The organism is Falsiroseomonas sp. RANM36 (genome assembly GCF_056682175.1).
The window spans coordinates 384,129-402,269 of the sequence record NZ_JBWXTD010000003.1 but is presented as its reverse complement, the minus strand read 5'-3'; the positions used below and the strand labels follow the sequence as shown (position 1 = coordinate 402,269).

15 protein-coding genes are annotated in these 18,141 nt (G+C 72.5%); 8 read left to right on the top strand and 7 right to left on the bottom strand.

From position 1 onward, the window contains the following. The 6 genes from AC1MIR_RS06715 to AC1MIR_RS06690 all read left to right on the top strand — a co-directional run. The coding region (locus AC1MIR_RS06715; protein ID WP_480027411.1) for a substrate-binding domain-containing protein at nt 1–923 on the top strand (923 nt) is incomplete at its 5' end. Further along, nucleotides 920–2,200, top strand: coding sequence for an extracellular solute-binding protein (locus tag AC1MIR_RS06710; protein ID WP_480027410.1), 1,281 nt, complete (start codon nt 920–922; stop codon nt 2,198–2,200). The genes AC1MIR_RS06715 and AC1MIR_RS06710, both read left to right, overlap by 4 nt. A gap of 41 nt (nt 2,201–2,241) precedes the next feature. After that, complete coding sequence (locus tag AC1MIR_RS06705; RefSeq protein WP_480027409.1) at nt 2,242–3,090, top strand: carbohydrate ABC transporter permease; 849 nt, start codon at nt 2,242–2,244, stop codon at nt 3,088–3,090. Then, on the top strand, nt 3,087–3,905 hold the full coding sequence (locus AC1MIR_RS06700) for a carbohydrate ABC transporter permease (protein WP_480027408.1): 819 nt from the start codon (nt 3,087–3,089) through the stop codon (nt 3,903–3,905). Before AC1MIR_RS06705 ends, AC1MIR_RS06700 begins: the two co-directional genes overlap by 4 nt. Nucleotides 3,906–3,912: 7 nt before the next feature. Beyond that, on the top strand, nt 3,913–4,959 hold the full coding sequence (locus AC1MIR_RS06695) for an ABC transporter ATP-binding protein (protein WP_480027407.1): 1,047 nt from the start codon (nt 3,913–3,915) through the stop codon (nt 4,957–4,959). Further along, a complete protein-coding gene (locus AC1MIR_RS06690) occupies nt 4,959–6,260 on the top strand; it encodes an MGH1-like glycoside hydrolase domain-containing protein (protein WP_480027406.1) in 1,302 nt (433 codons plus the stop codon). Before AC1MIR_RS06695 ends, AC1MIR_RS06690 begins: the two co-directional genes overlap by 1 nt. Before the next feature lie 16 nt (nt 6,261–6,276). Here the strand turns inward: AC1MIR_RS06690 and AC1MIR_RS06685 are convergent, their stop codons facing one another. From AC1MIR_RS06685 to AC1MIR_RS06670, 4 genes are all read right to left on the bottom strand, one after another. Further along, complete coding sequence (locus AC1MIR_RS06685) at nt 6,277–7,245, bottom strand: Bug family tripartite tricarboxylate transporter substrate binding protein (protein WP_480027405.1); 969 nt, start codon at nt 7,243–7,245, stop codon at nt 6,277–6,279. Between the two features lie 34 nt (nt 7,246–7,279). Further along, nucleotides 7,280–8,257 carry a Bug family tripartite tricarboxylate transporter substrate binding protein gene (locus AC1MIR_RS06680; RefSeq protein ID WP_480027404.1) on the bottom strand — a complete coding sequence of 326 codons (978 nt, stop codon included), beginning with the start codon at nt 8,255–8,257 and terminating at the stop codon, nt 7,280–7,282. A gap of 88 nt (nt 8,258–8,345) precedes the next feature. Continuing rightward, the gene (locus tag AC1MIR_RS06675) at nt 8,346–9,791 is read right to left on the bottom strand and encodes a sulfatase family protein (RefSeq protein ID WP_480027403.1); all 1,446 of its coding nucleotides are present in this window, start codon (nt 9,789–9,791) and stop codon (nt 8,346–8,348) included. Between the two features lie 29 nt (nt 9,792–9,820). Further along, on the bottom strand, nt 9,821–11,368 hold the full coding sequence (locus tag AC1MIR_RS06670; RefSeq protein ID WP_480027402.1) for a M81 family metallopeptidase: 1,548 nt from the start codon (nt 11,366–11,368) through the stop codon (nt 9,821–9,823). 95 nt (nt 11,369–11,463) lie between these two features. Here AC1MIR_RS06670 and AC1MIR_RS06665 point away from each other — a divergent pair, with 95 nt between their 5' ends. Next, nucleotides 11,464–13,008 (top strand): ABC transporter substrate-binding protein, encoded by a 1,545-nt coding sequence (locus AC1MIR_RS06665; RefSeq protein WP_480027401.1) that lies wholly within the window; start codon nt 11,464–11,466, stop codon nt 13,006–13,008. A 140-nt stretch (nt 13,009–13,148) separates the two neighbouring features. Next, on the top strand, nt 13,149–15,938 hold the full coding sequence (locus tag AC1MIR_RS06660) for a phosphoenolpyruvate carboxylase (protein WP_480027400.1): 2,790 nt from the start codon (nt 13,149–13,151) through the stop codon (nt 15,936–15,938). A 21-nt stretch (nt 15,939–15,959) separates the two neighbouring features. Here AC1MIR_RS06660 and AC1MIR_RS06655 read toward each other — a convergent pair whose 3' ends face one another. From AC1MIR_RS06655 to AC1MIR_RS06645, 3 genes are read right to left on the bottom strand one after another with little or no spacing between them, the layout of a single operon-like run. Next, nucleotides 15,960–16,310 (bottom strand): DMT family transporter, encoded by a 351-nt coding sequence (locus AC1MIR_RS06655; protein WP_480027399.1) that lies wholly within the window; start codon nt 16,308–16,310, stop codon nt 15,960–15,962. Between the two features lie 10 nt (nt 16,311–16,320). After that, nucleotides 16,321–17,349 carry a glycosyltransferase family 2 protein gene (locus tag AC1MIR_RS06650; protein WP_480027398.1) on the bottom strand — a complete coding sequence of 343 codons (1,029 nt, stop codon included), beginning with the start codon at nt 17,347–17,349 and terminating at the stop codon, nt 16,321–16,323. 14 nt (nt 17,350–17,363) lie between these two features. After that, nucleotides 17,364–18,098: a class I SAM-dependent methyltransferase gene (locus AC1MIR_RS06645; RefSeq protein WP_480027397.1), complete on the bottom strand. Its 735-nt coding sequence runs from the start codon at nt 18,096–18,098 to the stop codon at nt 17,364–17,366. Nucleotides 18,099–18,141 lie beyond the last annotated feature (43 nt).

The window sequence follows — 18,141 nt, the reverse complement described above, 5'->3', positions numbered from 1 at the left end:
CCGGCGCCCGGGCGGCCGCGGGGGGCGTCGCACCCGGGCCCTTCCGGGGGGGGGGGGGGCCCGGGGGCGGCCGCGCCGACACCGTCGCCGCCCTGATCCCCGGTGGCCCGGGCGTGGAGCTCACCGCGCTGCTGCACGCGCTCGGCGCCTGTTCCGCCACGCTGGCCGAGGGCGGGCTCGACCTGATGCTCGTGCCGGCGCGCGACGAGGCCGAGGAGCGGCGGCGCCTGGCACGCCTCGTCGCCCGGCGCGAGGCCGATGCCTTCGTCATCCTGCGCACGCGGCGCGAGGATGCGCGGGTGGACTGGCTGCTCGACCAGGGCGTGCCCTTCGTGACGCATGGGCGCACCGCCCGCGCGGCCGAGCATGCGCATATCGACGGCGACGCCTTCGCCGGCTTCCGCGACGCGCTGCGCCATCTCGCCGCGCGGGGGCATCGCCGCATCGCGCATGTCGCGGCGCCGGAGGCCTTCATGTTCGGCCATCTCCGCCGCCTCGGCGCGATGGCCGGCGCGGCGGAGGCCGGCATCGCGCTCAGCCTCGCGGAGGCCACGCCCGACGCCGCGGGGGGCCATGCCGCCGCGCGCCGCCTGCTGCAGCAGGGCCCGCCGCCCACGGCGCTGCTCTGCGCGACCGATGCCATCGCGATCGGCGCGGCGCATGCGCTGCGCGAGGCGGGGCTGCGGCCCGGGCACGACGTCGCGCTGTGGGGGCACGACAACATCACCGCCGGCACCTTCCTCGATCCGCCGCTGGCCAGCATGGAAATCGCCGATCCCGACATCGGCGCGCATCTCGCGCGGCTGCTGCTGGCCGTGCTCGGCGGCGCCGATCCGGCCACGCTCGGCACGGTCCTGCCGCTGCGCCACATCCCGCGCGCCAGCCTCGATGCCACCCTGACGACCCAGGAGGAAACACCATGAAGCGACGCAGCCTTCTCGCCGCCGGCGCCGGCCTTCTCGCCGCGCCCGGCTTCGCCCGCGCCCAGTCGGGCGATGTCGTGTTCCTGTCCACCCAGCTCCGCCCGGTGGAGGAGGCGACGCGGCTGCGCAACGCCATCCTGCGCCCCGCCCCGGTGCAGAGCACCTTCGTCACCGAGGAGCCGCAGAACCTCACGGTGCGGATGCGCGCCGAGGCGCAGGCCGGCCGCCGCACGGTCTCCCTGGTCGGCGCGCTGCACGGGGAGCTGCAGCCGCTGGCGGCCGACAGCCTCGACGCGCTGGACGATGTCGCGGCGCAGCTGGCCGATCGCGGCATCCCGCAGAACCTGCTGGCGCTCGGCAAGCTCGGCACGGAGCAGCAGCGCTATATCCCCTGGATGCAGGCCACCTACATCATGGCCGCGCATCGCCGCGCGCTGGAGTTCCTGCCGGCCGGCGCCGACATCAACGCGCTGAGCTACGACCAGCTGCGCGACTGGGCGGCCGCCATCCAGAGCCGCACCAACCAGCGCCGCCTCGGCTTCCCGGCCGGCCCGCGCGGGCTGATGGCGCGCTTCTTCCAGGGCTATCTCTACCCCTCCTACACGGGCGGCGTGGTCCGCACCTTCCGCAGCGCGGAAGCCGAGCAGGGCTGGGCGGCGCTCAAGGCGACCTGGGCGCATGTCGCGCCCGCCTCCACCACCTACAACTTCATGCAGGAGCCGCTGATGGCGGGCGAGGTGTGGATCGCCTTCGACCACGTCGCGCGGCTGATGGAGGCGCTGCGTGCCGCGCCCGGCGACTACGTGACCTTCCCCGCGCCCGCCGGCCCGATGGGCCGCGGCTACATGCCGGTGATCGCCGGCCTCGGCATCGCGCGCGGCGCGCCGAACCGCGCCGGCGCGGCGCAGCTGATCGAGTATCTGTCCCGCCCGGCGACGCAGCTGCGCCTCGCGGCCGAGACCGGCTTCTTCCCGGTGGTGCGCGCCGAGCTGCCGGCCGACCTGCCGCCGGCGGTGCGGCTTGCGGCCTCGGCGATCGGCGCGACCCAGGCGGCGCGCGACGCGAAGGTCTCGCTGCTGCCGGTCGGGCTCGGCGACAAGGGCGGCGAGTTCAACAAGGTCTACATGGACAGCTTCCAGCGCATCGTGCTGCGCAACGAGACCATCCGCACCGTGCTGGATGCCGAGGCCGCCAATCTGCGCACGGTGATGAACGCCACCGCCGCGCCCTGCTGGTCGCCCGACGCGGCCTCCGACGGCGCCTGCCCGGTGGCCTGAGAAGAGGAGACGCCCCGGCCCGCGCGGCCGGGGCATCCGCGATGGCGCCGAAGCCCTGGGTCCCCTATCTGCTGATCGCGCCGGCGGTGCTGTTCCTCGGCGCGCTCTTCCTGCTGCCGCTGGTGCAGACGCTGGTGCTCTCGCTGCAGGGCGAGGGGGGATTCTCGCTTGCGAACTACGCGCGCATGCTGGGCGACCTCAACTTCGCCGATGCGCTGCGCAACACCTTCCTGCTGACGCTTGTCGTCGTGCCGGTGCAGATCGCGCTGGCGCTGCTGATGGCGACGATGATCGCGCGCATCGGCGCGGGGCGCGACCTGGTGCTGTGGGTGTGGGTGATCCCGCTCGCGATCTCCGACCTCGCGGCGGGTCTCGCCTGGCTCGCGATCCTGCAATCCACCGGCTACCTCAACTCGGCGCTGTTCGCGCTCGGCCTGCTGGAGGGGCCGACGCCCTGGCTCACGCAGGAGACGCCGGTCGTGCTCTTCATCGGCATCGCGCTGGCGGAGATCTGGCGCGCCACGGCGATCGTGCTGGTGATCCTGGTGGCGGGGATGCAGCTGATCCCGAAGGAGTTCGGCGAGGCGGCGGAGGTGTTCGGCGCCTCCCCCTGGCAACGCTTCCGCCGCGTGACCCTGCCGCTGCTGAAACCCTCGATCCAGTCGGCGCTGATCCTGCGCACCGTGCTGGCCTTCGAGGTTTTCGCGGTGGTCTATGCGCTCGGGGGCCGCAATTTCCCCGTCCTGGTGGGCGAGGCCTATGTCTGGCAGGGCGAGAACCAGAACACCGGAGTCGCGGCGGCCTATGCGGCGCTGATCATGCTGATCTCCATGCTCGCGACCTTCGTCTATCTGCGCGTCCTGCGCACGCCGCGGGAGCAGATGGCGTGAACCCCGCGATGACGCCGGTGCGGCGGCTGCTGTTCTGGACGCTGGTCGCGGTGCTGCTGCTCTGGGTGCTGCTGCCGATCTGGCTGGTGGCGATGGGCGCCTTCGGCGGACGCGCGGCGGTGTTCCAATGGCCGAAGAGCCTGTTGCCGGCCTCGCTCTCCTTCGACCACATGGCCGCCTTCCTGGCGGTGGAGGGCGTGGCCAACGCCTTCCTCAACTCGGTGATCGCGGCCGCGGTCACTGTCCTGCTCTCCGTCGCGCTCGGTGCGCCGGCGGGCTATGCGCTGGCGCGCTACGCCTTCCGCGGCGCGGATGCCTTCAAGCTTCTCGTGCTGCTGACGCGCGCCTTCCCGCTGGCGATCCTCGCCCTGCCGCTGGCCGTCGGCTTCATCCGCATCGGCCTCTATGACAGCCCCTTCGGCGTCGCGCTGATGCACACCGTGCTGGCGCTGCCCTTCGCGGTGCTGGTGACGCAGTCGCTCTTCATGGGCATCCCGCGCGAGCTCGAGGAAGCCGCCTGGGTGTTCGGATGCTCGCCCGTGCAGGCCTTCTTCCGCGTGGTGATGCCGCTGGCGCTGCCCGGCCTCGCCGCCACGGCGATCTTCGCCTTCGTGATCTCCTGGAACGAGGTCTTCGCCGCCTCCGTGCTCACGGTGCGGGAGCGCACGCTGACCGCCTATCTGCTCGCCGTGCTGTCGGAATCGCCGCTGCACACGCGCTTCGCCGGCGGGCTGCTGCTGATCCTGCCTTCCGTGCTGTTCGTCTTCGCCGTGCGGAAATGGCTTTTCACCGTCTGGGGCATTTCGGGGAGGTGACGCGGTCATGGCCGACATCCTGATCGACCGCGTCGCCAAGAGCTTCGGCGCGGCGCGCGCGCTGGCCGAGGTGTCGCTCACCGTCGCCGATGGCGAGTTCGTGGCGCTGCTCGGCCCGTCCGGCTGCGGCAAGACGACGCTGCTGCGCATCGTCGCCGGGCTGGAGACGGCGAGCGGCGGGCGCGTGGTGATCGGCGGTCGCGACGTGGGCGCGCTGCCGCCGCGCGCGCGCGGCATCGCCATGGTGTTCCAGAACTACGCCGTCTTCCCGCACATGACCGTTGCCGACAACATCGGCTTCGGCCTGCGCATGCAGAAGCGCCCGGCCGAGGAGATCGCGCGCCAGGTCGGCCGCGCGGCGGAGATGCTGCGCATCTCCCACCTGCTGGATCGCTGGCCGGCCAGGCTCTCCGGCGGGCAGCGGCAGCGTGTGGCGGTGGCGCGGGCGCTGGCGGTGCAGCCGGCCGTGCTGCTGATGGACGAGCCGCTCTCCAACCTCGATGCGCTGCTGCGTCTCGAGATGCGCGCCGACCTGAAGGCGGTGCTGCGCGAAGCCGGCACCACCACGCTCTACGTCACCCATGACCAGACCGAGGCGATGGGCCTCGCGGACCGCATCGCCGTGATGCATGGCGGCGTGATCGAGCAGATCGGTGCGCCGGGCGCGATCTATGCGCGCCCCGCCACGCGCTTCGTCGGCGGCTTCCTCGGCAGCCCGCCGATGAATTTTCTCCGGTGCAGCGCATCGGGCGGGCGCGCCGCGATCGGCGACTTCGCGCTCGTCGCGCCGCAGGACGGCGCGGTGATGCTCGGGCTGCGCGCCGAGGATGCGGTGCCGGTCGGCGCGGCCGAGGGCATTCCCTTCGATGTGCGCGTGGTCGAGCCGATGGGCGCGCATCTTCTGCTGACCGGCGCGGTCGGCGACCAGCCGCTCCGCGCCATCGCGCCGCCGGATGCGGCGATCGCGCCGGGCGCGCGCATCGGGCTGCGCCCCGATCCGGCGCGCCTGTCCTGGTTCGATCCCGACACCGGCCGTCGCCTGGAGGCCGCCTGATGCATCCCGCCGAACTCGACGCCGCCGCGCGCGCCGTGCTCTCCGCCAATGACCGCGGCGGCTACACCGTGCCGACCGAGGGCCTCTATCCCTTCCAGTGGAACTGGGATTCCGCCTTCGTCGCGATGGGCTTCGCCACCTTCGACGCCGACCGCGCGCTGCGCGAGCTGGAGCGCCTGGTCGAGGGCCAGTGGGATGACGGGATGATCCCGCACATCGTCTTCCACGCACCGGCCGACAGCTACTTCCCGGGCCCCGAGGTCTGGGGCACGCGGCACCGCATCCCGACCTCCGGCATCTCGCAGCCGCCGGTGCTCGGCATGGCGCTGCGCTTCGTCGCGGCGCGCGCGCCCGCGGCGATGCGGCCGAGGATCGCGGCACTTGCCCATGCCGCCGCGCGCAGCCACGCCTGGTGGCGCAGCGCGCGCGATCCGGAGGGCATCGGCCTGGTCGCGGTGCTGCATCCGTGGGAGACGGGCAGCGACAATTCTCCCGCCTGGGACGCCGCGCTGGCACGCGTGCCGCAGCAGACGACGACGCCGATCCGTCGCCGCGACACCGGCCATGTGGACGCCGCGATGCGCCCGCGCGACGAGGATTATCGCCGCTACATCCATCTGGTGGACACCTATCGCGCCGCGGGATGGCAGCCGGCGGCGATGTGGCGTGCCGCGCCCTTCCGCATCGCGGAGGTGCAGGTCAGCGCCATCCTCTGCCGCGCCGCGCAGGATCTTGCTTCCGTGTTCGACGAACTCGGCGAGCCTCAGGCGGCGGCCAAGGAGCGCGGTCTCGCGGCGCATCTTGCCGCCGGGCTGGACGCCGCCTGGCGCCCCTCGCTGGCACGATTCGTCTCGCGCGACCTGGTGGCGGGCGAGGACATCGCGGCGCCGACCCAGGCGGGCTTCCTGCCGCTGCTGGCACTCGACCTCGACGCGCCGCGGCGCCAGGCGCTGCTGGCGGAGATGCGACGCTGGAGCGCCGGCTGCGTGCTGGGCCTGCCGACGACGCCGCCCGACGATCCCGCCTTCGACGCCAAGCGCTACTGGCGCGGGCCGGTCTGGGCGGTGGTCGACTGGCTGCTCGCCGAAGGCCTGCGCCGCAACGGCGAGGCGGAGGCCGCGCGCGCGCTGATCGCGCCGCTGCTCGCCGCCATCGCGCGCGCGGGCTTCGACGAGTATTTCGATCCGCTGACCGGCGAAGGGCTCGGCGGCCGCCGCTTCTCCTGGACGGCCGCGGCCTGGCTCGTGCTGTCGTGCGACGGCGGCGCGGCGGACCGGGCGGAGACGCCGGCCGCGGCCTGACGCGCGACGCGCGGCGTCACTCGATCCGCGCGCCGGAGATCCGCACCACCTCCCGCCCGCGCTCCAGGTCGCCCGGCAGGAAGTCGCGGAACTGCGCGGCATTCAGGCCGATGATCGTGGTGCCGTCGGCGGTGACGCGCTGGCGGAAGGCCGGATCGGCCAGCGCCGCCCGCGCCGCGTCGTTCAGCCGCTGCACGATCGGCTGCGGCAGGCCGGCGGGGCCGAGCAGGCCCATCCAGCTGAAATAGTCGAAGCCCGGGATCGTCTCGGACAGCGCGGGCACCTCCGGCAATTGCGGCGCGCGATCCTTCGAGGTGACGGCCAGCGCGCGCAGCTGCCCGGCGCGGATCAGCGGCAGCGCCACCTGCAATTGCGGCATGCCGAACACCACCGTGCCGCCGCGCACGGCGTTCACGATGTCGGGCGCGCCGCGGAAGGGGATGTGCTCGGCCTCCGTCCCGGTGCGCGAGAGGAACAGCGCGACGGTGAGATGCGCGGCGCTGCCGAAGCCGCCGGAGGCAAAGGGCGTCTTCGGGTCTTCCTTCAATCGGGCGATCAGCCCGGCGATGTCGCGGATCGGACTGTCGGCGCGCACGATCACCGCGTTGGACATGCCGAAGGCCAGCGTGATCGGCGTGAAGTCGCGCAGCGTGTCATAGTCCAGCCGGGCGTAGAGCGCCGGGTTCACCGCGAGCGATCCCGTCCCCCACATCAGCGTGTAGCCATCCGGCGGCGCCTGCCTGGCGACATAGGTGAAGCCGATGTTGCCCGCGGCGCCGGGCCGGTTCTCGATGACGATCGTCTGGCCGATCCCGCGCGCGACCGCCTCCGCGAGCTGCCGCGCATTGATGTCGGGCGCGCTGCCGGGGATGAAGGGCACGATCAGGCGCACCGGCCGCGCCGGCCAGCCATCCTGCGCGCCGGCGATGCGCGGTGCGGCGAGCGCGCCGAGCGCTGCGGCCAGGGTGCGACGCCCGATCTTCATCCCGTCCTCTCCTCCCGTTGCGCGGCCCGCGCGCTCAGTTCGCCGTGGCGCCGGAGCGGCGGATCACCTCCGCCCAGCGATCCACTTCGGCGCGCAGGAAGCGCCGCATGTCGTCCGGGGTGCCGCCCACCGGCCGTGCGCCGAGCTCCGCGAAGCGGGCCTGCACATCGGGCTGGCGCATGATCGCGTTCACCTCGGCGTTCAGCTTCGCGAGGATCGGCGCGGGCGTGCCGGTCGGCGCGAACATCGCGTTCCAGGCCGCGGCGGAGAAGCCCGGGAAGCCGGATTCGATCAGCGTCGGCACATCCGGCAGCACGGCCAGCCGCTCCGGCTCCGCCACCGCAAGGGCGCGCAGCTCACCGTTGCGGATCACCGGCAGCAGCGGCGGGATGCTCTCCAGCATCATCGGCACGCGGCCGGAGAGCACATCCGGCATCGCCGTCGCCTGGCCGCGATAGGGGATATGCGTCAGCGTCGCGCCGGACTCGAAGCGCAGCAATTCGGTGGCGAGATGCGGGATGGTGCCGTTGCCGCCGGTCGCGGCGTTCAGTCCCTCCGGCCGGCTGCGTGCCAGCGCGAGCAGGTCCTGCACGTTGTGCGCGGGGACGGAGGGATGCACCACCAGCACCAGCGGCGTGCGGCCGATGACCGCGATGGGCTCCAGATCCTTGAACAGGTCGTAGGGCATCGAGGGCAGCAGCGAGGGATTCGTCGCCATCGCGGCCGCGCCGAACAGCAGCGTGTAGCCGTCCGGCCGCGACTTCACGACGTATTCCGCGGCGATGTTGGTGCCGCCGCCCGGCTTGTTCTCCACGATGAACTGCTGCTCGAGCCGGTTCGACAGATGCTGCGCGATCAGCCGCGCGAGGATGTCCGTGGAGCCGCCGGCGGCGAAGGGCACGACCATGCGCACCGGCCGCGTGGGGTAGGCCTCCTGCGCGCGCAGCGCGGGCGCGAGGGGCAGCGACAGGCCAAGGATGCCGAGCGTGCGGCGCGACAGGCGTGTGCGCATCCGTCCTTCCTCCCGTTGCGGCCGGCGCTTCCGGGCCGTGCCGCGGCCAGCCTGCCTGCAGCGGCCCCCCGGCTTCAAGGCTTTCCCGCTACCGCGCCGTCGGCGGCGGCGTGTAGGCCATCCTCTCCCGCGCACGGATCGCCGCCTCTCCGCCGTACTGCGCGATCATCGCCGCCTGGTCGGCCTTGGCGCGGCGATCCGCATCGTCCAGGTCAACCAGTTCGCGCAGCCGCGCCTCCATCGTCGCGCGCACCTCCGCATGCGCGGGATCCTCCCCCAGGTCCGAAAGTTCCTCCGGGTCGTTCTCCATGTCGAAGAGCTGCGGCGGGGCGCCGATGTAGCGCACGTATTTCCAGCGCGGTGTGCGGATCATCGCCATGCCGTCGGGGCCGTAGGTGTGGAACTCCGACAGGGCCGCGCGGTCCTGCGTCGGCTTGCCCGCGAGATCGAGCAGGGAGACGCCGGGCAGTCCCATCTCCCGCACCGCGTCGTCCGCGCCCACGGCATCGAGGATCGTGGCCGAGAGGTCGCACAGCGTCACCGGTGTGCCGCAGGTGGCTTGGGGCACGTCCGGCCCCGTCATGATCATCGGGATGCCCGCGCTCTCCTCGTACATCGTCGCCTTGCCCCAGAGGCCGCGCGTGCCGAGGTTGTCGCCGTGGTCGGAGGTGTAGACCACGCGCGTGTTCTCCGAGAGGCCCGCTTCCTTCAGCGCCGCGAGGATCTTTCCCACGTTCTCGTCCATGAAGGAGACCAGGCCGAAATAGCCGGCGAGGCAGCGTTGCAGATCGTCCGGCGAGGTGAAGTGGCGATAGTGGTCGGAGCGCTTGGCGAAGGTCTGTACATAGGGGTGCCTCGGGCGTTCCTCCGCCGTCGCCAGCTTCGGCCGCGGCAATGCGCGATCGTAGTAGCGGTAGTAGTGCTCGGGCGGCGCGGTCAGCGGGAAATGCGGCGCAACCATGGAGACGAACAGCACCCACGGCTTTTCATGCGTCTGCTTTCCCTTGGTGCGCAGCCACACCTGCGCCTGTGCCGCCACCTGGCGGTCGTACAGCGTGTAGCTGCTCTCGCCAGGGCCGGCCTCCTTCAGCAGCTTGCGCGCGCCTGCCTCGCGGATGTCGTCCGGATCGCGGACCAGCATCGTCACGTCGCCGGTGCCGTTGGTGATGTGCATCGGCAGGATCGTCTCGGTGAAGCCGTCGTCGTCGCCCTCATGGCCGCGGAAATGCAGCTTGCCGATGGAGGCCACGTGATGCCCGCGCTCACGCAGCGCGTGGTGCCAGGACTTCATCTGGCCGCGATAGGCGATGGCGTTGTCCCAGCAGGCGTTGCGATGCACCGGCTGGCCCGTGGCGAAGGCCGCGCGCGCGGGCACGCAGATGGGGGAGGGGGTGTAGGCCGCGGTGAAGCGCGTGCCGGACGCGGCCATGCCGTCCAGCGCGGGCGTCGTCACCACGGGATGGCCCGCATGGCCGGCCACGTATTTGTTGTGCTCGTCGGACATGATGACGAGCATGTTCATGGGCTTCGCCATGCGCCGCGCTTCCTCCCTGCCTTGGCGTCTCAGCCGCCCCGCACCGGCACCTCGGCGGGTGTGGGCGGGGTCCATTGCATCTCCGGGTCCAGCGGGTAGATCGGCCGCGGCACCTCCCGCCAGGGCACGCGGCTCAGCACCACCGTCGTCAGCCCCGGCACGTCCACCTCGACGATGCGATCCGGTGACCAGATGTCGTCGAAGCCGGCGCGGAAATGCCCGCGCGACTTCACCACCAGGCTGCGCAGCTGGCGCAGGTCCACGCCCAGGCTCTCGATCATGCGCGGCTCCGCCAGTTGCCGACGCAGCGTGACGATGGCGACGCGCACGCCGCCGATGCGCAGCAGCGCGGTGGGGCCGAGCGAGACGCTGCGGCCGCGATAGATGCCGCGGCGGCCGACCACCTCGCCATCGGTCAGCGCCTCCACCACCGCCTCGGCCTCGAAGGGCTTCGAGAAGACATTGGTCTCGTCGCGGTTGAAGCGGGCCAGGAAGCGCGCGCCGAGGCCCAGCGCATGCGCCTCCGCCGCCAGGGTGGGATCGTTGTGGATGCCGAAGACCGCGCCCTCGACGCCCGCCTTCACGAAGCTTTCGAGGATGAAGGCCGTGTTGCCGCGTCCGCCGCCGCCCGGATTGTCCGCGACGTCCGCGAACAGCAGCGAAGGCTTCGACGCATCGCGACCGGCCTCGAGCGCCATGCGCGTGGCGTCCTCGAGGCTCGTCAGGTTCGTCACCCATGTCGCGCGGGTGGACCAGATCCAGGCGGCGATGTCGGAAGCCACCTGCTGCGCGCGCGCCGGATCGGTGCGTGTGGTGACCATCACCGAAAGCCCGTTCTTCGGCGTGTCGCCGAGCGAGAAGCCGGAGACCACCGAGACGTTCAGCACCTCATGGTCCAGGAAGCGCTGGCCATAGGCGATGGCGTCGGCGTACGGGCCGCCCGCCGTGTTCTGGCTCGTCGCCGGCGGGATGAAGGGAAGCTTCGCGAAGGCCATGCGCGGCCGCATGCCGCCGAGCATCGCGCGCATCACGCCGGCGCATTCCGCGCCGCGCTCCGCCTGGTCCACATGCGGGTTGGTGATGAAGCCGCAGAGCATGTCCGCCTGCCTCACCATCTCCCACGAGACATTGGTGTGCAGGTCGAGCGTGGCGAGCACCGGCACATCGGGCCCCACGACCTCCCGGACCATGCGCAGCAGCGTGCCGTCCGGGTCGCGGTCCACCGTCGCGGTGGCGGCGCCGTGCAACGCCAGGAACACGCCGTCCAGCGGCATCGCCGCCTTCAGCCCCGCGACCAGCCGCGCGCAGATGTCGTCGAACACCGCCTGGTCGATGGGGCCGGAAGCGCCGGCCGTCGCCGCGATGGTGAACACCGGCTCCCATGGCCGCCCCGCCTCCATCGCCCGCATGAAGCCGGACAATCCCGCCGAGGCGCGCGGCGCCGGGGTGGCAAGGTCGGCCTGCAGCGCCGCGCCCTCCAGCCAGCAGGAAGCCTCGAACTCCTCCCGCGTCGCCACGGGCGAATGGCCGTTGCTCTCGAGCATGAAGCTGCCGAGCGCGATCCTGGGTCGTGTCATCCTGGGAAGCTCCTCCGGGTCGAAGGCTGGCATGACGCCCTTGGCGCGTCCACGCGCCGCGTGCAGGATGCCCCGCAGCGGAACGGGAGGCAGGCATGCGCAGGATGATTGTCGCGGCGGCGATGATGGCGGCGAGCACGGGGCTGGCGGCGGCGCAGACGCTGACGCTCGGCACCAATCTCCAGCTCAACACGATGGACCCGCATTTCTTCAACGGCTTCCCCGCGGGCAGCGCGCATCCGCAGATCTTCGAGGGCCTGACCGAGATCAGCCCGACGCTGGAGGTGAAGCCGGCACTCGCCACCGCCTGGCGGATGATCGATCCCAACACCTGGGAGTTCGACCTGCGCGAGGGCGTGCGCTTCCACGACGGCACGCCCTTCACCGCGCGCGACATCATCGCGACCTTCGCCCGCGTGCCCAACGTGCCGAACAGCCCGGCGCTGTTCACGCCCTTCATCCGCCCGGTGAAGGAGGTGCAGGTCATCAACGACCACCGCATCCGCATCATCACGAACACGCCGACCGCGACGCTGCCCGGCGACGTGGCGCGCGTGCTGCTGCTGGCGGAGCGCGACGCGGGGCAGTCCACCAGCGACTTCAACGCCGGCCGCGTCAACGGCACCGGGCCCTATCGCTTCGCGTCCTGGACCAACATCGAAAGCCTCTCCATCACGCGCAACGACGCCTATTGGGGCGGGCGCGCGCCCTGGCAGGCGGTGACCATCCGCACCATCTCGCGCGATCCCTCCCGCGTCGCGGCGCTGCTGGCGGGCGACGTGGACGCGATCGACCAGGTGCCGCCCGCGGACAAGGCGCGGATCGAGGCCGATCCGCGCTTCCGCCTGTTCAGCGGCGAGGCCGCGGTGGTGCACTACATCGCGCTCGATTCCGCGCGTGCGGAAAGTCCCTTCGTCGCGGGCCGCGACGGCCAGCCGGTGCAGAACCCGCTGCGCGACCGGCGCGTGCGTCAGGCACTGTCCATGGCGATCGACCGCAACGCCATCACCGAGCGCCTGATGGAAGGCACGGCGACGCCGGCCAGCCAGTTCCTGCCGAGCAGCATCGACGGCACCAGCCCGAACCTGCGGCCCACGCCCTTCGACCTCGCCGGCGCCCGCGCGTTGCTGGCCGAGGCCGGCTTCCCGCAGGGCTTCCGCCTGACGCTGCACGCCACCACCGACCGCTACCCGAAGGACTCGCAGATCGCCCAGGCCGTGGCGCAGATGTGGACGCGCGCCGGCATCCAGGCGCAGGTGGCGGGCGTCGCCGGCCAGGTGTTCTTCTCCGAGGCGTCGCGCCAGCAATACTCCGCCTTCATCGCGCAATACGGCACCAACGAGGCCGGCGAGGGCCCCCGCGCGGTGGTCCATAGCTACGAAGCGGGCCGCGGCTACGGCAACGCCAACCGCGTGCGCTATTCGAACCCGCAGGTGGATGCGCTGATCCAGGCCGCGATGGCCGAGATCGAACCCGACAAGCGGCGGCAGAAGCTGCATGCGGCGATCGATGCCGCCTTCGAGGACGTGGCGCTGATCCCGGTCTTCCACCCCGCCTGGCAATTCGCCGCACGGCAGGGGTTGGTGGTCCAGTCCCGCCCGGAGCGCCGGTTCAACGCGATGATGGTGCGGCCGCAGTAGCGGGGCAGTTGTCCCGCCCGCGCCCGCGCCCCCGCACGGCGCCTGGCCGCCTGGCGGGGCGGGGGCCGGGCTAAAAGTGCTGCGCTGCCGCAATTCCATGCTGGCAAGCGGGACCTTCGCAGGTGCAGCATGGATTCGCCATGCACGACATGCCCCTCGACCCCGCCGCCGCGACCCTGGCCGAGTTGCAGGAGCGGCTGCGCGCGGCGCGGGAAGCGGCGATCTCCGACCCCTTCGGCGATCCCGTCCTGTCCATCGCGCTGGCGATCAGCCGTCGCTTCGACGATGGCCGCCTCGATCCGTCGCTGGTCGCCGCGATGGTCGCGCGCCTTGCCCGCGATGCCGCGGCCGACCGTGCGACGCGGCTTGGCGCCTATGTCGGGCTCGGCGATGCCGGGGCGGCGATGACCGCGCTGGCGGCAAGGCTGGCGCGGCCCGATCCCGAAGACAGCCCCGTGCCCTTCGCGGCCTATCGCGAGGCGGTGGAGCGACCGCGCTTCGCCGCGGTCTTCACCGCGCATCCCACCTTCTCCATGCCGCCAGGAACCGCCGCCGCCCTCGCGCGCGCGGCCTCCGGCGAGGCGCTGCCGGAAGGGCTGGCGCATCGCCCCGTGGCGCCGACGCTGGAGCAGGAATTCGCACAGGCCGCGGAGGCGATCGCGCGCGGCCGCGACGCGCTGGACGACCTGGCCGGCGCGATCCTGGTCGCCGCCAAGGGCATCTGGGGCGATCGCTGGCAGGCGCTGACGCCGCGGCCGGTGCTGCTGGCGTCCTGGGTTGGCTACGACACGGATGGCCGCACCGATATCGGCTGGTGGGACACGCTGCGCCTGCGGCTGACGATGAAGCAGCTGCAGCTTGAGCGGCTGGCCGCGCAGCTCGGCCCGCTCGGCGATTGCGCGGCGGTGTTGCGCCAGCGCGTGGAGGCGGCGCTGGAGGCGGTGGCCGCGCAGCTTGCCGCCGCGCCGCGCGCCGCCGATCCCGCGCAGGTGCAGGCCTTCGCGCGGGAACTGGTGGACCGCCGCGCGGCCGCGCTGACTGACACCGACGCGCTGGTCGAGCAGTTCGCCTCGGCGCTCGCCACCGCGCCGGACGAGCCCACGCGCATGACGCTGGCGGTGGCGCGCGCCGGCCTCGCCTCGCATGGCCTCGCGCTGGCGCACACGCATTTCCGCCTGAACGCCTCGCAGCTGCACAACGCGATGCGCCAGCGGCTCGGCCTGGCCGATGCGCCGGAGGACATGGCGCATCGCCGCGGCCTGCTGGCGCAGATGAACCAGGCGCTGGCCGAGGTCGCGGCGCAGCCGGTGGATTTCGGCGCGCTGCTGGCCGAACAGGCGAGCGCGGCGCGGCTGATGATGACGGTGGCGCAAATCGTGAAGCATGTGGACGCCAGCCAGCCCATCCGCTTCCTGATCGCGGAGACCGAGACGGGCTACACGCTGCTGGCGGCGCTGTGGCTCGCGCGCCGCTTCGGCATCGAGCGCCATGTCGAGATCTCGCCGCTGTTCGAGACGGCGGAGGCGCTGGAGCGCGGCGAGCGCGTGCTGGAGGAGGCGCTGCGCAGCCCGCAGTATCGCGACTACATCCGCCTGCACGGGCGGCTCTGCCTGCAGTTCGGCTATTCCGATTCCGGCCGCTATGTCGGGCAGCTGGCCGCGTCCTACCTGGCGGAGCGGCTGAAGCTGCGCCTGGTGGAGCAGTTGAAGCGCCACGGCCTTGCCGGCATCGAGCTGGTGCTGTTCGACACGCATGGCGAGAGCATCGGGCGTGGCGCGCATCCCGAAAGCCTCACCGACCGCTTCGCCTATCTCTCGCCGCCAGCCGCGCGGTCCGCGCTGCGCGGCGCCGGCGTGAAGCTGCGCGAGGAGACGAGCTTCCAGGGCGGCGACGGCTACCTGCTGTTCGGCACGCCAGCCCTCGCGGCGGCCAGCGTCGCGCGCATCGCCGAGCATGCCTTCGCGCGCGAGGCCGGCGATGACGACCCGATCTACGCCGAGGCTGATTTCGGCGCCGACTTCTTCGCCACGATCCGGCGCGAGGTCGCCGCGCTGGTGGAGGACCCCGGCTATGCCGCGCTGCTCGGCGCCTTCGGGCCGGGGCTGCTGGACCGCACGGGCTCACGCCCCGCCGCGCGGCAATCGGACGGGATCGGCGGGCCGGCGCGCATCAGCCATCCCTCGCAGCTGCGCGCCATTCCGAACAACGCGATCCTGCACCAGCTCGGCTGGCTGGCGAACACGCTGCACGGCCTCGGTGCGGCCGCCGCCGCCAACCCGGATGCCTTCGCCGACCTGCGCGCGAAAAGCCCGCGCTTCGCCCGCGCGCTGGCGATGGCCGCGCATGCCGCGGCGGCCAGCGACCTCGGCGTGCTGCGCGCGGCGGTGGACACGCTCGACCCCGGTCCCTGGCTCGACCGCGCCGGCGCGACATCCCGTCCCGGGCGGCGGGAGGAGCTGATGGCGGTGGCCGCGGCGCTGGAACGGCTCGATCTCTCGGCGGTGGTGCGGCGGATGCTGCGCCGGCTGCAGGCGGACCACCTGGCGCTGTGCGCCGCCTGGCCCGACCTGCCGCGCATGCCGGACCGCCTGGTGCTGCTGCATGCGCTGCGCCTCGCGCTGATCCACCGCATCTGGCTGCTGGCGGTGCGCGTGCCGGAATTCAGCCCGCGCCACGGCGCGACGCGGGAGGCGCTGCTGCGCGGCATCCTGCAACTGGACGTGGAGCGCGCGCTGGCGCTGCTGGCGGAGGTGTTCCCGGCAGCGCCGGATGCCTCGGCGGGGCTGGATTTCCGCGAGCCGGCGCCGCCGCGGGAGGGTGCGAGCTACGCGCAGGAGCATGCGGCGATCTTCGCGCCGATTGGCCGGCTGTTCGCGCTGGTGCGCGAGTGTTCCGCCGCGATCGCGCATGAGGTGGGGGCGTTCGGGTGAAGGGCGGCGGCGCCGCCGCCGTCACGCGGTCGTCGCCAGCAGTACCACGCCGCCGCAGATCAGGCCGATCGCCGCCAGCTTCTGCATGCCCAGGCTCTCGCCGAACACCGCCCAGCCGATCAGCGCGATCACCACGTAGCTCGCGGCCGTGCAGGGCAGCGCCACGCTCATCGGGATCTTGCGCAGCGCGATGATGTAGAGCAGCGCCGCGCCGCCATAGGCGCCGAGGCCGATGATCGTCTGCCAGCGGAAGAGCTGGTCGATGAAGCCCGCGGAGGCCGCGACCGAGCCGCTGGCGCCGGCCTTCAGCAGCACCTGGCCGACCAGCGATGTGGTGATCGCCGCCGCCAGGGTGAGCCAGGCTGCCGTCATGCCCATCGGCTCAGGACACCGCCCGCATGCGCGCGGGCTCGGTGGGCGTAACCGCCGGCTGCGCCTCGCCCCGGGGCGCGATCGCCTCCCGCGCCGCGGGTCCGCGCGCTTCCCGCACGATGCCCTGCGGCTTGCCGTTGGCGGAGAGGAAGGCGCGGCCGACATACTCGCCGAGCACGCCGAGGATCAGGAACTGCACGCCCGCGATCAGCAGCGTGACGGTCATCATCGAGGCCCAGCCGGAGGGCGTCTCGCCCATCAGCGCCTCGATGAACACCAGCACGGCGCCGAGCAGGCCGAAGAAGCCCATCGCCACGCCGGCCAGGATCGCCAGGCGCAGCGGCAGCACCGAGAAGTTGGTGGCGAGGTTCAGCCACAGCAGCACCAGCCGCTTCAGCGTGTAGTTGCTGCGGCCTTCGGCGCGCGGGAGGTGCTTCACCTCGATGCTGTCGAGGCGCTGCGTCACCTGCATCAGCAGCCCGTCCACATAGGGGTAGGGGCCGTGGTAGTTCGTCACTTCCCGCACCGCCAGCGCCGACATGCAGCGGAAGGAGGAGAGATAGAGCCCCTTCGGCTTGTCCAGCAGGTGGTCGGCGACCATGTTCGCGAAGCGGCTGCCGAGGTTGCGCCAGCCGTCATGCTCCTTCTTGGCGTAGCGGGTGTAGACCACGTCCCAGCCGCCCAGCCGCGCATGGTCGTAGAGCTTGACGACCTCCTCCGGCGGGTTCTGCAGGTCGTCGTCCATGGTGATCACGTAGCTGCCGCGCGCATGCCGCAGCCCGGTCATGACCGCGTTGTGCTCGCCGAAATTCCGCGCATGCTCGATGTAGGTCAGCGGCACCGTCGCGGTCTTCTGGAGCGCGCGGCAGACCTCGCCGGAATTGTCCGGGCTGCCATCGTTCACCAGGATGATCTCGAGCCCGCCGGCCGGGTGCAGTTCCGACAGGGCGGCGACCAGGGCGCCGATCGTCGTCGCGCCGCGATAGACCGGGACGACGATGGAGAGGCCCGGGGCGTTCGGGGCGGCGGTTTCGTTCACGTCATGGGCCTCCGTCACGGGCGGGTCGCCGTCATCAGCACGGAGCCGCCGGCCGGCATCGGCACGCCGCTTCCGCCGAGCCAGCGCTCCAGCTCCGACACCGCATGCAGGCTGTTGTCCAGCCAGGGCGGGAATTCCGTCACGTCGCTCGGCGCATCCGGGCGGCGTTGCAGCACCTTGCGCTGCAGGATCATCAGCGGCAGCAGAAGGCTGTTCCAGTAGCGGCCCTCGACCGCGGTGAAGCCGGCCTCCCGCAGCAGCGCCGCGGCGCCGTCGCGGGTGAAGCGGCGGGCGTTGTGGACGCGCAGGTCATGCGCGCTGCGCAGCCACTCGAAGGCCGGCAGGTTCAGCACCAGCGTGGCGCCGGGGCGCAGCACGCGGTGCAGCTCGGCCAGGGCGCGCGCCGGCTCCACGCCGGCATGGCAGATCACGTCGATGCTGACCGCGGCGCCGAAGCTCGCCTCGGGGAAGGGCAGGCGGTTGGCATCGCCGGCGGTCACGGGGCGGCCGGACTTGGCCGCGGCGCGCCCGGCGGCCTGCGGCATGTAGTCCAGCCCCACGGCGGGCAGGTCCGGACGGTCCTGGGCGAGGCGGCGCAGCAGGCCGCCCGTCCCGCAGCCGGCATCCAGCAGCGGTCCGCCGGCGCCGGGCCGCCGGCGCAGCGCATCGAGGACGTGCGCATGGGCGGCGCGGTACCACCACATGCCGTCCTCGGCGGCGTCCATCAGGTCGTATTCGGCAGGATCCACGCCCCCCTTCTGGCGTCGGGCCGGGGCGAGGGCAAGGCGGCCG

Bases quoted from the DNA above. Each gene is read 5' to 3' on its own strand.
- AC1MIR_RS06710 (WP_480027410.1), top strand. From the start codon at position 920: ATGAAGCGACGCAGCCTTCTCGCCGCCGGCGCCGGCCTTCTCGCCGCG.
- AC1MIR_RS06705 (WP_480027409.1), top strand. From the start codon at position 2,242: ATGGCGCCGAAGCCCTGGGTCCCCTATCTGCTGATCGCGCCGGCGGTG.
- AC1MIR_RS06695 (WP_480027407.1), top strand. From the start codon at position 3,913: ATGGCCGACATCCTGATCGACCGCGTCGCCAAGAGCTTCGGCGCGGCG.
- AC1MIR_RS06690 (WP_480027406.1), top strand. From the start codon at position 4,959: ATGCATCCCGCCGAACTCGACGCCGCCGCGCGCGCCGTGCTCTCCGCC.
- AC1MIR_RS06685 (WP_480027405.1), bottom strand. From the start codon at position 7,245: ATGAAGATCGGGCGTCGCACCCTGGCCGCAGCGCTCGGCGCGCTCGCC.
- AC1MIR_RS06680 (WP_480027404.1), bottom strand. From the start codon at position 8,257: ATGCGCACACGCCTGTCGCGCCGCACGCTCGGCATCCTTGGCCTGTCG.
- AC1MIR_RS06675 (WP_480027403.1), bottom strand. From the start codon at position 9,791: ATGGCGAAGCCCATGAACATGCTCGTCATCATGTCCGACGAGCACAAC.
- AC1MIR_RS06670 (WP_480027402.1), bottom strand. From the start codon at position 11,368: ATGACACGACCCAGGATCGCGCTCGGCAGCTTCATGCTCGAGAGCAAC.
- AC1MIR_RS06665 (WP_480027401.1), top strand. From the start codon at position 11,464: ATGCGCAGGATGATTGTCGCGGCGGCGATGATGGCGGCGAGCACGGGG.
- AC1MIR_RS06660 (WP_480027400.1), top strand. From the start codon at position 13,149: ATGCACGACATGCCCCTCGACCCCGCCGCCGCGACCCTGGCCGAGTTG.
- AC1MIR_RS06655 (WP_480027399.1), bottom strand. From the start codon at position 16,310: ATGACGGCAGCCTGGCTCACCCTGGCGGCGGCGATCACCACATCGCTG.